The sequence below is a fragment of the Arenivirga flava genome (genome assembly GCF_030161575.1).
Taxonomy (GTDB): Bacteria; Actinomycetota; Actinomycetes; order Actinomycetales; family Microbacteriaceae; genus Arenivirga; species Arenivirga flava.
The window spans coordinates 2,648,617-2,661,020 of the sequence record NZ_BSUL01000001.1 but is presented as its reverse complement, the minus strand read 5'-3'; the positions used below and the strand labels follow the sequence as shown (position 1 = coordinate 2,661,020).

13 protein-coding genes and 3 pseudogenes are annotated in these 12,404 nt (G+C 73.1%); 4 read left to right on the top strand and 12 right to left on the bottom strand.

Annotated features, from left to right (window positions below):
* Positions 1 to 6: 6 nt before the first annotated feature.
* The 3 genes from QQK26_RS12875 to QQK26_RS12865 all read right to left on the bottom strand — a co-directional run bounded on the left by QQK26_RS12875 (position 7) and on the right by QQK26_RS12865 (position 3,261).
* The gene (locus tag QQK26_RS12875) at positions 7 to 1,257 is read right to left on the bottom strand and encodes an alpha/beta hydrolase (protein WP_284233394.1); all 1,251 of its coding nucleotides are present in this window, start codon (positions 1,255 to 1,257) and stop codon (positions 7 to 9) included.
* A 160-nt stretch (positions 1,258 to 1,417) separates the two neighbouring features.
* Complete coding sequence (locus QQK26_RS12870) at positions 1,418 to 2,098, bottom strand: response regulator transcription factor (RefSeq protein ID WP_284233391.1); 681 nt, start codon at positions 2,096 to 2,098, stop codon at positions 1,418 to 1,420.
* Positions 2,095 to 3,261, bottom strand: a complete 1,167-nt coding sequence (locus QQK26_RS12865; protein ID WP_284235332.1) for a sensor histidine kinase — start codon at positions 3,259 to 3,261, stop codon at positions 2,095 to 2,097. The genes QQK26_RS12870 and QQK26_RS12865 overlap by 4 nt, the downstream gene beginning before the upstream one ends.
* A gap of 177 nt (positions 3,262 to 3,438) precedes the next feature.
* Between QQK26_RS12865 and phoU the strand changes: the two genes are divergently transcribed.
* Positions 3,439 to 4,095: a phosphate signaling complex protein PhoU gene (gene phoU, locus QQK26_RS12860; RefSeq protein ID WP_284233390.1), complete on the top strand. Its 657-nt coding sequence runs from the start codon at positions 3,439 to 3,441 to the stop codon at positions 4,093 to 4,095.
* 55 nt (positions 4,096 to 4,150) lie between these two features.
* On the opposite strand, the gene QQK26_RS12855 is transcribed toward phoU, so the two are convergent.
* Positions 4,151 to 4,915: an ArgP/LysG family DNA-binding transcriptional regulator gene (locus QQK26_RS12855; protein WP_348520020.1), complete on the bottom strand. Its 765-nt coding sequence runs from the start codon at positions 4,913 to 4,915 to the stop codon at positions 4,151 to 4,153.
* A complete protein-coding gene (locus QQK26_RS16280) occupies positions 4,912 to 5,037 on the bottom strand; it encodes a LysR family transcriptional regulator (RefSeq protein ID WP_348520019.1) in 126 nt (41 codons plus the stop codon). Before QQK26_RS16280 ends, QQK26_RS12855 begins: the two co-directional genes overlap by 4 nt.
* 49 nt (positions 5,038 to 5,086) lie before the next feature.
* Between QQK26_RS16280 and QQK26_RS12850 the strand changes: the two genes are divergently transcribed.
* Positions 5,087 to 5,695 carry a LysE/ArgO family amino acid transporter gene (locus QQK26_RS12850; protein ID WP_284233387.1) on the top strand — a complete coding sequence of 203 codons (609 nt, stop codon included), beginning with the start codon at positions 5,087 to 5,089 and terminating at the stop codon, positions 5,693 to 5,695.
* A gap of 194 nt (positions 5,696 to 5,889) precedes the next feature.
* On the opposite strand, the gene QQK26_RS12845 is transcribed toward QQK26_RS12850, so the two are convergent.
* Positions 5,890 to 6,642 carry a phosphoglyceromutase gene (locus QQK26_RS12845; RefSeq protein WP_284233385.1) on the bottom strand — a complete coding sequence of 251 codons (753 nt, stop codon included), beginning with the start codon at positions 6,640 to 6,642 and terminating at the stop codon, positions 5,890 to 5,892.
* Between the two features lie 322 nt (positions 6,643 to 6,964).
* Here QQK26_RS12845 and QQK26_RS12840 point away from each other — a divergent pair, with 322 nt between their 5' ends.
* On the top strand, positions 6,965 to 7,777 hold the full coding sequence (locus tag QQK26_RS12840; protein ID WP_284233383.1) for a class I SAM-dependent methyltransferase: 813 nt from the start codon (positions 6,965 to 6,967) through the stop codon (positions 7,775 to 7,777).
* 85 nt (positions 7,778 to 7,862) lie between these two features.
* Here QQK26_RS12840 and QQK26_RS12835 read toward each other — a convergent pair whose 3' ends face one another.
* From QQK26_RS12835 to QQK26_RS12810, 6 genes and pseudogenes are all read right to left on the bottom strand, one after another.
* Positions 7,863 to 8,369, bottom strand: coding sequence for a DUF1648 domain-containing protein (locus QQK26_RS12835; RefSeq protein WP_284233380.1), 507 nt, complete (start codon positions 8,367 to 8,369; stop codon positions 7,863 to 7,865).
* 52 nt (positions 8,370 to 8,421) lie between these two features.
* Positions 8,422 to 8,859, bottom strand: coding sequence for a hypothetical protein (locus QQK26_RS12830; RefSeq protein ID WP_284233378.1), 438 nt, complete (start codon positions 8,857 to 8,859; stop codon positions 8,422 to 8,424).
* Between the two features lie 233 nt (positions 8,860 to 9,092).
* Positions 9,093 to 9,491: pseudogene (locus QQK26_RS16535) on the bottom strand (FUSC family protein); the annotation flags it as partial.
* Positions 9,488 to 10,638: pseudogene (ygfZ, locus tag QQK26_RS12820) on the bottom strand (CAF17-like 4Fe-4S cluster assembly/insertion protein YgfZ). The pseudogenes QQK26_RS16535 and ygfZ, both read right to left, overlap by 4 nt.
* Positions 10,607 to 11,208: pseudogene (locus QQK26_RS12815) on the bottom strand (heme-binding beta-barrel domain-containing protein). The pseudogenes ygfZ and QQK26_RS12815 overlap by 32 nt, the downstream one beginning before the upstream one ends.
* Before the next feature lie 164 nt (positions 11,209 to 11,372).
* Positions 11,373 to 11,654, bottom strand: coding sequence for a hypothetical protein (locus QQK26_RS12810; RefSeq protein ID WP_284233372.1), 282 nt, complete (start codon positions 11,652 to 11,654; stop codon positions 11,373 to 11,375).
* 74 nt (positions 11,655 to 11,728) lie between these two features.
* On the opposite strand from QQK26_RS12810, the gene QQK26_RS12805 reads away from it, so the two are divergent.
* Entirely contained in the window at positions 11,729 to 12,403 is a 675-nt protein-coding gene (locus QQK26_RS12805) for a winged helix-turn-helix domain-containing protein (protein WP_284233370.1), read from the top strand.
* Position 12,404 lies beyond the last annotated feature (1 nt).

The following is a 12,404-nucleotide window of genomic DNA, read 5'->3' as shown; positions in this document are numbered from 1 at the left end:
GCCGGCTCAGGCCGCCAGCGCGAGCTCCGCGATCTCGCGCAGCGACTCCGTGGCCTGGTCGAGGTAGCCGACCCGGACGCCGTCCGTCAGCTCCACCTCGAGCAGGCCGTGGTCGTAGTCCGCGCCGAACGACTGCCCGAACACCTGCGCGCCGAAGGCTGCGGCCACGGGGTCGGCGTTGCCGCCGAAGAGCGCGCCGAGGCCCAGTCCGAGCCGGGCCGGGCCGTCCTCCTGCGCCGTGGCGGCCCACACGCGATCCGCCGGCACGTCGAGCTGCGCGACCGAGCGGACTTCCTCCGCCACGCCCGGCGAGGCGATCAGCACCAGTGCATCCGCCGTCGCGCCGTCGGAGAGCGCGTAGGTGGCCACACGGGTGCCGTAGGAGTGCGCCACGACCGCGAGCTCCGCCGCGTCACCGCGCACCGCGCGCACGCCCTCCAGGGCCGCCGCGAGCAGCGCCCCGCCGGCCACGGCCCGATCCTCGAGCAGCACTTCGATGCTGGGTGCCGCGGCCGGCGTGCGGTAGCCCAGCCAGGAGACGACGGCGTGCGAGGCGGTGGAGCCCCGCGCCAGGAGCCGATCGGTCTGCGCGTCGTAGAGGTTGAGCGCGGCCTCGGTCAGCGTGTCGAGATCCCGTCCCACCGTGTAGTCCATGCCCGGCACGAGGAAGGCGATCGAGTCCGCGGTGTCGAGGTCGCCGATCGCGATCGCGGCGCGGGCGTCCAGCGCCTCGGAGTCGTCGAAGGAGACCAGCTGGGCGGTCAGCCCGCGAGCCTCCACGTCGTCGAGCACCTCGGTCACGGCCTTCGCCGTCGTCATGGTCGCCGTGCCTGCGGACGGCCCGGCCAGCACTCCGGCGAGCGCCGCGCGGTTGCCGGCGTCCCGGGCGCCGTAGCCGATGCCCTCGAGACGGCCGATGGCGCCCGGGATCCGCTCGAGCAGCACGGCCCGCTCCTCCTCGGCGAGCCCCGCCCAGTACGCGGCGGCCTCGGCCGCGACGGGGGCGGCCCCGGCGTCGAGCGCCCGGATGAGCTCCTCCGGCGCCGCCGATGCGGGCAGCCGGGCCGGCGTCGGCGGTCGCACGGCGGCCATCTGCCGCCCCAGCTCCGCCACGACCGAGCCCACGACCCCGGCAGCGCCGGCGAAGCGCTCGGGCAGCAGGCCGGCAAGTCCGGCCACGAGGGCGACCACCAGCAGCATGAGGACCAGCCGCGAGGGGGCCCGACGGTCCGCGACGGCGACGGCGATCGCGGTCACGGCTCGAGCGGGGCCCGCGGGCGGAGGCGAGCGGCGGCGATCCGGGGCGGCGTGGATCGCGGCGATCGCGCCATCCGCTCCCCTCCTCCGTCAGCTGTCGGGCATGCAGGATATCGAGAAGGTTCCCGACTCAGCTGCCCCGCAACGGAGGGTCAGGGCGTCACGCCTCGAAGCGGTAGCCGAGGCCGCGCACGGTCACGAGCATGACAGGCTCGCCGGGCACCTTCTCGATCTTCGAGCGGATGCGCTTGATGTGCACGTCGAGGGTCTTCGTGTCGCCGAAGTAGTCGGCGCCCCAGACCCGGTCGATGAGCTGGCCGCGGGTGAGCACGCGACCGGCGTTGCGCAGCAGCATCTCGAGCAGCTCGAACTCCTTCAGGGGCATCGCCACCTCCTTGCCGTCGACCGCCACGGTGTGCCGCTCGACGTCCATGGTCACCGAGCCGGCCTGCAGGATCGCTTCGTCGTCGTCGAGGTCCTCCACCCGGCGGCGCAGCACGGCGCGGATGCGGGCCAGCAGCTCGCGGGTCGAGTACGGCTTGGTCACGTAGTCGTCGGCACCCAGCTCGAGCCCCACGACGATGTCGACCTCGCTGTCCTTCGCGGTCAGCATGATGATCGGCACCGAGCTGCGCGTGCGCAGCTCGCGGCACACCTCGGTGCCCGGGATGCCGGGCAGCATGAGGTCGAGGAGCACCAGGTCGGCGCTCTGGCGCTCGAACTCGGCGAGCGCGGCGTGACCGTCGGCGGCCACGGTCACCTCGTAGCCCTCGCGGCCCAGCAGGAACGCCAGGGGCTCGCTGAGCGACGATTCGTCTTCGACGATGAGGATGCGGGTCACAGCTGTTCTCCTGATGTCGCGGCGAGCGCGGGCGCGCTCGCGTGGGAGGCCTCGGGGAGGCGGATGGTGAAGGTCGAGCCGCTGCCGGCCTTGGACCAGACGCGGATGTCGCCACCGTGGTTCTGCACGACGTGCTTGACGATCGCGAGCCCGAGACCCGTGCCCCCGGTGTCGCGGGCCCGGGACGGATCGACGCGGAAGAAGCGCTCGAAGACGCGGTCGAGGTCCTCCTCCGGGATGCCCATGCCCTGGTCGGTCACCGCGATCTCGGCGATGCCGTCTCGGGAGTGCACGCCGATGCCGACGCGGGTGCCCTCGGGCGAGTAGTTGATGGCGTTGCTGACGAGGTTGTGCACGGCCATCGTGAGCATCGGGGCATCGCCGAGCACGACTGCGCCGTCGTCGCCGCCCGAGACGATCTGGATGCGCCGCGACTCGGCGATCACCCGGTTCTGATCGACCGCCGCGGTGATCACGCCGTCCAGCGCGACGGGCTCGGGGTGGTCGAGGGAGTCGCTGGCCTGCAGGCGGGAGAGCTCGATGATCTCCTGCGTGAGGCGACCGAGACGCTCGGCCTCCTTGCGCATCCGCTTGGCGAAGCGCTTGACCTGCTCGGGCTCGTCGGAGGCGCTCTCGAGCGCCTCGGCCAGCAGCCCGATCGACCCGATCGGGGTCTTGAGCTCGTGGCTGATGTTCGCCACGAAATCCCGGCGCACCTCCTCGAGCCGGTAGCTCTCGGTGCGGTCGTCGGCGAGCAGCAGCACGTAGCGCGAGCCCAGCATGGCCACCCGCACGTCGAGGTAGACGCTCGCGTCGCCGAACGGGCCCCGCGCCAGCTCGAGCTCCTCGTCGACCGGCTCGCCCGTGCGGCGCACCCGGTCGACGATATCGACGAGCTCCGGATGCACGAGGGCCTTGTTCCAGACGAGCCCGAAGGCCATCGCCCCGGGCGAGGCTCGCAGCACGTTGTTCGAGCCGTCGAGCACGACGCCGGCGGTCTCGAGGATCTCGATGACCTGGTCGACGCCGTCGGGCACGGCGGCCGTCGCCACGCTCACGGCTCGTTCGCCCCGGTGCGCGGCCGCACGCAGGAGGACGACGAGCCCACCGCCGACGACCGCCCCGAAGAGCAGCGCCACCGGGACCAGCCAGGGCGTATCCATGAGGCTCAGCGTAGTAACCCGTCGGGGCGGCGCGAACCACTCGCCCACCGGACGACGGTACTTTAGATGCTGTTCGACGAAGGGTCATCGTTCGTTCACCTGCGCTGACGAGCATGGCTCGCGGTGCGCCGTCCGACGACGGCGACCCGAATCCCGAAGAGTGAAGAGGCGGAGCCCATGCGCGAGTTGTTCCAGCAGGAGCTGCAGGAGGTCCAGGAGCGTCTGGTCGAGATCGCGAATCTCGTCGCGGAGGCCATCGAGCGCGCGACCCGCGCGTTCACCGAGTCCGATGTGAGCATCGCGGAGGGTGTGATCGCCTCCGACAAGACCATCGACGAGCTGGCCGTCGAGCTCGACGAGCTGGCCATCAACATCCTCGCCCGCCAGGCGCCGGTCGCCCGCGACCTGCGCGTCGTGGTGAGCGCCCTGCGCGTCAGCGCCTCCCTCGAGCGGATGGGCGACATGGCCACGCACATCGCCCAGCTCGCGCGCTACCGGTTCCCGGACAAGGTGGTGCCGAAGAGCCTGCGCTCGACGTTCGCCGAGATGGGCCAGCTCGACGTGCAGATCGCGAAGAAGCTCGCCGAGCTGCTGCGCACCCAGGACGTGCGCATCGCCGAGGAGATCCGCAACGACGACGACCGCATCGACGACCTGCACCTCAGCGTCTTCGACAAGGTGCTCGGCGAGACCTGGAAGGGAGGCGCCGAGGACACGGTCGACGCGACGCTCGCCAGCCGGTACCACGAGCGCTTCGCCGACCACGCGGTCTCGATCGCCAAGAAGGTGCAGTACCTGCAGACCGGCGACTGGATCCCGGTAGAGGGCAACTGAGCTCTTCCTCGAAGCCGCCCCGCGCATCCGCTCGGGGCGGCTTCGTCGTCTCCGCTCAGTGCACCGAGCGCGCCGCCTCCCGCAGCGCCTCGGCGACCAGGGCGAGCGCCGGCGAGTCGAGCGCCCACTGCTGCCAGTAGAGCGGCACGTCGACCCCGTCGGCGAGCGGCTCGAGCCCGGGGTGCTCCTCGGCCTGCATCGCCGGCACCATGCCCCAGCCGAGCCCCAGCGCCACCGCAGCGGCGAACTCGGCGCTCGCCGGCACGAAGTGCTGCGGCGGGCGGGCGCCGGGGTGCACCGAGCGCACGAAGTCGCGCTGCAGGTCGTCCTTGCGGTCGAACTCCACCACCGGGGCCGCTGAGATCGCCTCGGCCGTGACGCCGTGCGGGAACCAGCGCCGCCGGAACGCCGCGGTCGCCATCGGCCGGTAGCGCATCCGGGCCAGCGGCGTCACGACGCAGCCCTGCACGGGCGCCGCCTCCGAGGTGACCGCGGCCATCACGGCGCCCTGGCGCAGCAGCTCCGCGGAGTGCGCCTGGTCCTCCCGGTGCAGGTCGAAGACGAGCGGATGCACCGCGCTGAGCCGGGCGAGCGCCGGCAGGATCCAGGTGGCCAGGCTGTCGCCGTTCACCGCGAGCGCGATGCTCGTGAGCTCGCCCTCGGCGGGTTGCAGCGCCGCTCGCGCGTCGCGCTGCAGCAGCTCGACCTGGCGCGCGAGCCGCACGACCGCCTGCCCGGACTCGGTGGCCGTGACCGGCTTGCCGCGGCGCAGCAGCACCCGGCCGAGCTGCGACTCGATCGCTTTGACGCGCTGGCTCACCGCCGAGGGGTGAGCCGCAGGGCGCGTGCGGCACCCTCGAAGCTGCCCGCCTCGACCACCGCGGCGATCGCGCGCAGCTGCTCGAGCGGCAGATCGGTCGATGAAGCATCGCTAACGCTCATGAAGGAACGTTAGCTGGACCGGCATCCGCTCGCTGCCTAGGTTCGATCCGTGCCCATCACCCCGATCCTCACCGGCTTCGCCAGCGGCGCCGGTCTCATCATCGCCATCGGCTCGCAGAACGCCTACCTGCTGCGGCAGGGCCTGCGCCGCGAGCACGTGCTGCCGCTCGTGCTCATCTGCGCGATCAGCGACGCCCTGCTCATCGTGCTCGGGGCGCTCGGCGTCGGCGCGCTCGTCAGCGCCGCGCCCTGGGCGCTGCAGGTGCTGCGCTGGGCGGGCGCCGCGTTCCTCGTCGGCTACGGGCTGCTGGCCGCCCGGCGCGCGCTGCGGCCGCAGGCGCTGTTACCGGGCGAGCAGCCGCGCACCCGGCTCGGCGTGGCGGCGCTCACCATGCTCGCGCTCACCTGGCTGAACCCGCACGTCTACCTCGACACGGTGCTGCTGCTCGGCAGCCTCGGCGCCGCGCACGGCGACCCGGGGCGCTGGCTCTTCGCGGCGGGCGCGGCGGCGGCGAGCCTGGCCTGGTTCGCGCTGCTCGGCTTCGGCGCGCGCGCCCTGGGGCGCTTCTTCGCGCGGCCCGGCGCGTGGCGGGTGCTCGACGGGCTCATCGCGGTGACGATGCTCGCGCTGGCGGTGCTGCTGCTCGTGCGGGGGTAGCGGGCGCCGCGTGCACCCTCGCGCCCGGCGAGAACCCCAGTCGCACGCTCGAGTTGCCGCGAATGGTGGCCATCGTGCTCGCGAAACCGCCATTCGCGGCAACTCGATGCGCGCTGATTTCGCGATCAGCGCGGAGACGCCGGAGGGGCGGGGCCGATGCCGGCCCCGCCCCTCCGCTCGGTGCGTGGTGACGACTACTGCTTGCCCTGCGAGGCGACCGCCGCGGCGCCGGCGGCGGCGGCCTCCGGGTCGAGGTAGGCGGCGGGCTCGACCGGGCGGAACTGCTCGTCGAGCTTGTAGACGAGCGGGATGCCGGTGGGGATGTTGAGCTCGGCGATGTCGGCGTCGCTGATGCCGTCGAGGTGCTTGACGAGGGCGCGCAGCGAGTTGCCGTGGGCCGTGACGAGCACCGTCTTGCCTGCGGCGAGGTCGACGGCGATGTCCGACTCCCAGTACGGGATCATGCGCTCGATCACGTTCTTGAGCGCCTCCGTGCGGGGCAGATCGTCGCCGAGGTCGGCGTAGCGCGGGTCGTGCGCCTGGCTGAACTCGCTGTCGTCGGCGAGCTCGGGCGGCGGCACGTCGAAGCTGCGGCGCCAGGTCTGGAACTGCTCGGCGCCGAACTCCTCGAGGGTCTGCGCCTTGTCCTTGCCCTGCAGCGCGCCGTAGTGGCGCTCGTTGAGGCGCCAGCTGCGCTTGACGTCGATCCACGAGCGGTCGGCGACCTCGAGCGCCAGGTTGGCGGTGCGGATGGCGCGCTTGAGGCGCGAGGTGTAGAGCACGTCGGGCAGCAGGCCGCTGTCGCGCAGCAGCTCGCCGGCGCGGTGGCCCTCCTCGACGCCGCGCTCGTTGAGGTCGACGTCGACCCATCCGGTGAAGAGGTTCTTGGCGTTCCACTCGCTGTGCCCGTGGCGCAGCAGGATCAGGGTGTAGGGCGCGGAGGTCATGCCCGCATCCTATCCAGCGAGGTTGGACGGCTCGGGCGCGGCGGCGGCGCATGGGCAGCACGACCGCGCGCGCAGCACGACCGCGCGCGCAGCACGACCGCGCGGGCAGCACGACCGCGCGGGCAGCACGACCGCGCGCGCAGGACTCAGCACCGAAGCGACGAGTCGGCATCGAACACACCGCTGAGTCGTCGCTCCGGTGCTGAGTCGCACGGAGGAGGGCGGTGCACGTGCGGCACGGCGCGTTCAGCGGGCGAACGGGCGAGCGAGCGAGCGAACGGGCGAACGGGGCGACGCATCCGCTCGGTGGTTGGATGGGTGCATGCCGATCGGGAACGTCACGCGCGGGACGACCGGCACGAACCGGCTGCGGCGCATCGACCGGTGGATCGCCGCGCAGCCGCAGCTGCGGGCGGCCGCGCATCCGCTCGTCGTCGACCTGGGCTTCGGCGGCAGCGCCGTGACGACGCTCGAGCTGCACGAGCGGCTCGCCGCCGTGCGGCCCGACGTCGAGGTCGTCGGTGTGGAGATCGATCCCGACCGGGTGGCGCTCGCGAGCGCGCAGCTCGAGGCGGCCCGGCGCGGGGAGTACGCGGGCGGCCGCTTCGCCCGCGACGCCCGGGTGTCGTTCGTGCGCGGCGGCTTCGAGGTGCCGGCGCCGCGGCCCCCGGACGTGCTGCGCGTGCTCAACGTGCTGCGGCAGTACTCCGAGGAGGAGGTGGCCGGGCACTGGGAGCGGATGCGCGCCCGGCTCGCCCCCGGCGGCCTGCTCGTCGAGGGCACCTGCGACGAGCTCGGCCGGATCTGCTGCTGGGTGGCGCTCGACGCCGAGGGGCCCCGCACCCTGACGATCTCGCTGCGGCTGGCCGAGCTGGAGGCGCCGTCGATCGCGGCGGAGCGGCTGCCGAAGGCGCTGATCCACCGCAACGTGCCCGGCGAGGGCGTGCACCGGCTGCTCGAGGAGCTCGACCGGCAGTGGCGCATCGCCGCGCCGCTCGGCGCCTACGGCCCGGTGCAGCGCTGGCTCGCCGTCGTGCGCGCGCTGCGCGAGGCCGGCTGGCCGGTGCGCGACGGCGCGAGCCGGTGGCGGCTCGGCGAGGTCACCGTCGCGTGGGATGCGGTGGCACCGCGCTGAGCGCCCTGAACGCGTCTCGACGTCCGCAGCAGCGGATGAGGGCAGGACGGGTGCCGAACCGCGTGCGCGAGGAGAGCGGGCGGCGTCAGGACGCGTTGCCGAGGCGGGCGATGCCGCCGAACGTCGCGACGAGGGTGCCGACCAGCCCGATCATCGCCAGCGCGACCGTCGGCAGGCCCAGGACCATGCCGACGATGCCGAGGAACACGATGGCGAGCGAGGCCGAGAGCCAGACCAGCATCTGCTCGCCGACACGGTAGAGCCGCTGCGCGTTCGCCGAGGTGAGCGGACCCGGGAAGTTGATCAGCCGCGGGTGCCGCGACAGCGCATCCATGCCGATCTGCATCACCGCCCACAGCGCCAGCATGCCGAGCAGCGACCACTTCGACCCCCAGGCGTCGGCCTCGCCCGTGAAGCCGAAATGCGTCGGGATCTCCTCCGGCAGGAAGGGCAGCGCGACGAGTCCCGCGGCGACGCCGGCGATCATGAGCGCCATGGACGTCGAGCGGATGCGCCGGGTCCAGGCCCCGGTGACGTAGTCGCGGGCCGGCCGCTCGCTGAAGCGGCGGTAGGTGATGACGTCGTCGCTCATCCGCCCATCCTCCCGACGCCCGACGGACTTGTCGAGCGGCGCACGAGACGGCTCAGAGCCGCGGCAGCGACGCCCGCGCCTCGGCGTCCGACATGCCCGTCGCTGCGAGCAGGTCGACCAGCAGCGGGCGCAGCATGACCACCAGCATCGCCTCGCCGAGCGCTGCATCCGGCAGCACCCGCCGCGGATCGAGACGACCCGCCACGCCCAGCAGCCCGTAACGGGCGGCGTTGACGTGCTGCGGCCGCGGCACGCTGTCGCCGAGCGCCTGGACCGCGGTGGCGAGGTCGGCCAGCAGGCCGGCGAGCTCGGGCCGCGGGCGCCCGTCGGCCACCATGAAGTCCACCCGCCGCACCACGACGCGCAGGTTGCGGGTGGCGAGGTCCATGCGGTGCAGCATCCGCTGCTGCTCGGCCAGCTCGGGACGGCGTCGGTGGTGGAACGGCGACAGCCTCGCGATGGCGACGGCCGAGTCGAGGAGGCCGTCCATCCGTCGATCAGCGGCTGGCTCGCCCGCAGCTGCTCCAGGGCCCGGTCGGCAGGGGCCTGCTCGGCGCGGCGCAGCGCCTCGACCGTCGCGCCGAGCGCACCCGTGAAGCAGGCGAAGAGGCGCGCGGCGTCGTGCCGGGCCAGGCGGCGCGGATCGCGGGGCAGCAGCACGGTGACGAGCAGCGCGACGACCCCGCCGACCGCGGCATCGAGGCTGCGCACGAAGGGACCGCCCTCGGGATCGGGCAGCAGCATCACGATCATCGACTGCGTGCCGGCCGCGAGCACGAAGGCCGAGCTGGCCGTGAGGAAGCGCAGCAGCGCGAGCACCGAGAGCAGCACGACGGCGATCTGCCATGTGCCCTTGCCGATGAGCATCAACCAGAGCTCGGTGAGCACGATGCCGATGAGGATGCCGCCGGCTGTCTCGATGACCCGTCGCGGCCGCGCATCCCGGCTGAGTCCCAGCGCCGTGATCGTGGTGGTGACCGCGAGCAGCGGGATGGCGTGACCGAGCGCGTGATGCGCGATCGCGTAGGAGGCGACGACCGCGAGCACGATCTGCAGGATGGCCGGGAGGCCGTCGGAGAGCCGCGACGTCGCGGCCCGGAGCGCGGAGCCCGCTGGCCTCATCGTTCCCGGCGCACCGCGCCGAGCCTCGGCAGCCGGGGCACGTCGGCGGTGGCGCCGGCGCCCGGGGGCACGATCACCTGCTGGGCCGCGGCGATCTCGAGCCCCTCCGCGCGCACGAGCAGATCGGCCCCGGCATCCGCGCCGCGGCGCACGAGGGCGAGCGCGATCGGCCCCAGCTCGTGGTGCAGCGCGCTCGAGGTGATCGCGCCGATGGTCTGCTCGCCGAGCAGCACCTCGGCGCCCGGCGCGGGCAGCACCCCGTCGGAGCCGTCGAGGTGCAGCATGACGAGCCGGCGCGGCGGGTGGCCGAGGTTGTGCACCTTCGCCACGGTCTCCTGGCCGCGGTAGCAGCCCTTGGTCAGGTGCACGGCGCTGCGCAGCCAGTCGAGCTCGTGCGGGATGCTGCGCTCGTCGGTGTCGGCTCCCTGCCGCGGGCGCCAGGCGGCGATCCGCAGCGCCTCGGCGGCGAGCAGGCCGGACACGGCCCGCTCCCCCGCGCGCACCGACTCGGCGAGCGCCGCCAGCGCCTCGCGCGGCACGATGGTCTCGCTCCAGCGCCAGTGGTCGCCGGGGTGCTCGACGGCGGACGCGTACTGCCAGCCCCCGCCGCGACCTCGCGCCACGGGTCGATCCAGACGAGCGGTACGCCGGCGGGGGCGCAGGCGGGCAGACCCGACCCGTCGACCGCGCCGAGCACGGCGAGCTCCGGGTGCTCGGCCACCTCGACGCGCAGCATGAAGCGCATCCGGTCGAGCCAGGACGCCAGACCGGATGCGTTCTCCGGCTCGGCTACGAGCCATGCGGTCGCGCCGTCGTCGACGACGCGCGCCGCGTGCTCGATGCGCCCGTTCTGGTCGAGCACGAGCGTCTCGGCCGAGCCGCCGGGGGCGAGGCCGGTGAGCCGCTGCGAGGTCATGGAGTCGAGCCAGCTCAGGCGGTCGGGTCCGGTGACGGAGACGACCGAGCGCGGCAGCTCGACGAAGGCGGCACCCGCCTCGAGGCGGCGCTGCTCGGGCAGCGGCTCGCCGTAGTGGGCGGCCAGGCCGGGATGCTGCTCCGACGCGACGGCGCCGGGCAGCCTCAGCAGCGGGCTGGAACCGGGCAGAGGGCTCGCCTCATCCAACCTTCGCCAGCCGTCCGGAGGCATGGTTGCGCAGATCCTTGCCGAAGGCGGCCATGTCCCACGCCCACAGCAGGTGCCCTCGACGAGGCCGTAGAGGCGGGTGGCCGCGGTGTACGGCTTGGCGTTGACCGACTGGACGACCGCATCCGTCGCCAGGTCGATGCGGGCGCCCTTGACCTGACCGACGTAGAGCTCGTTGACGCCGTTCGGATGCACGATGGCCACCTCGAGGTCGAAGCCCTCATCGCGGTTGCGCAGCGCCTCGACCGACTCGACGCCGGTGTACGGCGTGCTGGCCGACGGCGGGATCATGCCGGGGCCGGCGTCGAAGGCCTGCAGGTCGCGGCCGAGCCGCCAGTAGCCGGTCTCCGCGACGAGCGGCGTGGACGCCTCGTCGAGCAGCCAGGCCTGGGCGGAGTAGTTGAAGTACGGCGGGCCGTCGTTCGAGAAGCTGATCCGCTGGCCGAACTCGGCGCTGTGCACCGTGTCGTCGTCGAGCTTGTAGTCGAGCACGCCGGTGCCCTCCCAGACCCCGTGCAGCCAGGAGATGGGGCCGAGCTCGGGCGGCAGGCCGGTGTTGAGATCGAGGCTCACCGGGCGCTCAGCGCTGACCCTTGAAGAGGCGCAGCAGCACGACCCCCGAGACGAACGCGATGGCCAGGCTGGCGATGACCAGCAAGCCGACGAAGAAGAGCTCCAGGGCCAGCAGCGAATCCATGGGTCGAGTCTACGCCCGCCCGGACGCGGGACGGATGCGCTCAGAGCGCGTGGAGGAGGTCTCCGGTCCCCGAGGCGAGCGCCAGGACGACGACGGCACCGCCGACGCCGGCGAGCATCCGGTTGACGAGGCCCGGCCCGGGCATGGTCAGCTGGATGGCGAAGCTCAGCAGCACCGCGCCGCCGAGCACCACCGCCAGCCAGGCGTGGCCGCCCCGGCCGTCGATGAGGGCGAGGACGAGCACCGCCGCGACGGCGGTGGCCGCCCAGACCGGGACGGCGCTGCCCCAGAGCTTGCGGCGCGCGTCGGCGGTGTCGTCCATGGAGTCGATTCCACCACAGGTGCCGACCGCGTGTCGCGCTGCTTGTAGACTGACCGCGGCATCCGGGAGGGTACGTGGCGCAGCTTCTCATCTTGACCGCGACGGTCGAGCAGGAAGTCCTTCCCGCGCTCGGACTCCTGAGCCACCGCGTGCGGCAGATCCCCGCGGAGGCGTCGCAGCTGATCAACGCTCCCAGCAGCGACGTCATGCTGGTCGACGGGCGCCGCGACCTCGCCAGTGCGAAGTCGCTCTGCAAGATCCTCAGCACCACCGGCGTCAACGTGCCGGTCGTGCTCGTCATCACCGAGGGCGGGCTCACCGCCGTCAACGCCGACTGGGGCGTGGACGACGTGGTGCTCGACGGCGCCGGCCCCGCCGAGGTCGACGCGCGGTTGCGTCTCGTCATCGGGCGTGCCGCCCAGGACCAGTCGAGCTCGAAGATCCAGGCCTCCGGCGTGGTCATCGACGAGGCCAGCTACTCCGCCAAGGTGCACGGCCGCACCCTCGATCTCACCTTCAAGGAGTTCGAGCTGCTGCGCTTCTTCGCGACGCACCCGTCGCGCGTCTTCACGCGCGAGCAGCTGCTCAGCGAGGTCTGGGGGTACGACTACTTCGGCGGCACGCGCACGGTCGACGTGCACGTACGGCGCCTGCGGGCCAAGCTCGGCGACCTCGAGTCGCTCATCGGCACCGTGCGCAACGTCGGCTACCGCTTCAATGTGCACGACGACGACGAGCCCGCGCGCTGAG

Excerpts from the sequence above, each read along its gene's own strand:
- QQK26_RS12865 (WP_284235332.1), bottom strand. The coding sequence starts at position 3,261 with ATGGATACGCCCTGGCTGGTCCCGGTGGCGCTGCTCTTCGGGGCGGTC.
- phoU (WP_284233390.1), top strand. The coding sequence starts at position 3,439 with ATGCGCGAGTTGTTCCAGCAGGAGCTGCAGGAGGTCCAGGAGCGTCTG.
- QQK26_RS16280 (WP_348520019.1), bottom strand. The coding sequence starts at position 5,037 with ATGAGCGTTAGCGATGCTTCATCGACCGATCTGCCGCTCGAGCAGCTG.
- QQK26_RS12845 (WP_284233385.1), bottom strand. The coding sequence starts at position 6,642 with ATGACCTCCGCGCCCTACACCCTGATCCTGCTGCGCCACGGGCACAGC.
- QQK26_RS12840 (WP_284233383.1), top strand. The coding sequence starts at position 6,965 with ATGCCGATCGGGAACGTCACGCGCGGGACGACCGGCACGAACCGGCTG.
- QQK26_RS12835 (WP_284233380.1), bottom strand. The coding sequence starts at position 8,369 with ATGAGCGACGACGTCATCACCTACCGCCGCTTCAGCGAGCGGCCGGCC.
- QQK26_RS12830 (WP_284233378.1), bottom strand. The coding sequence starts at position 8,859 with ATGGACGGCCTCCTCGACTCGGCCGTCGCCATCGCGAGGCTGTCGCCG.
- QQK26_RS12810 (WP_284233372.1), bottom strand. The coding sequence starts at position 11,654 with ATGGACGACACCGCCGACGCGCGCCGCAAGCTCTGGGGCAGCGCCGTC.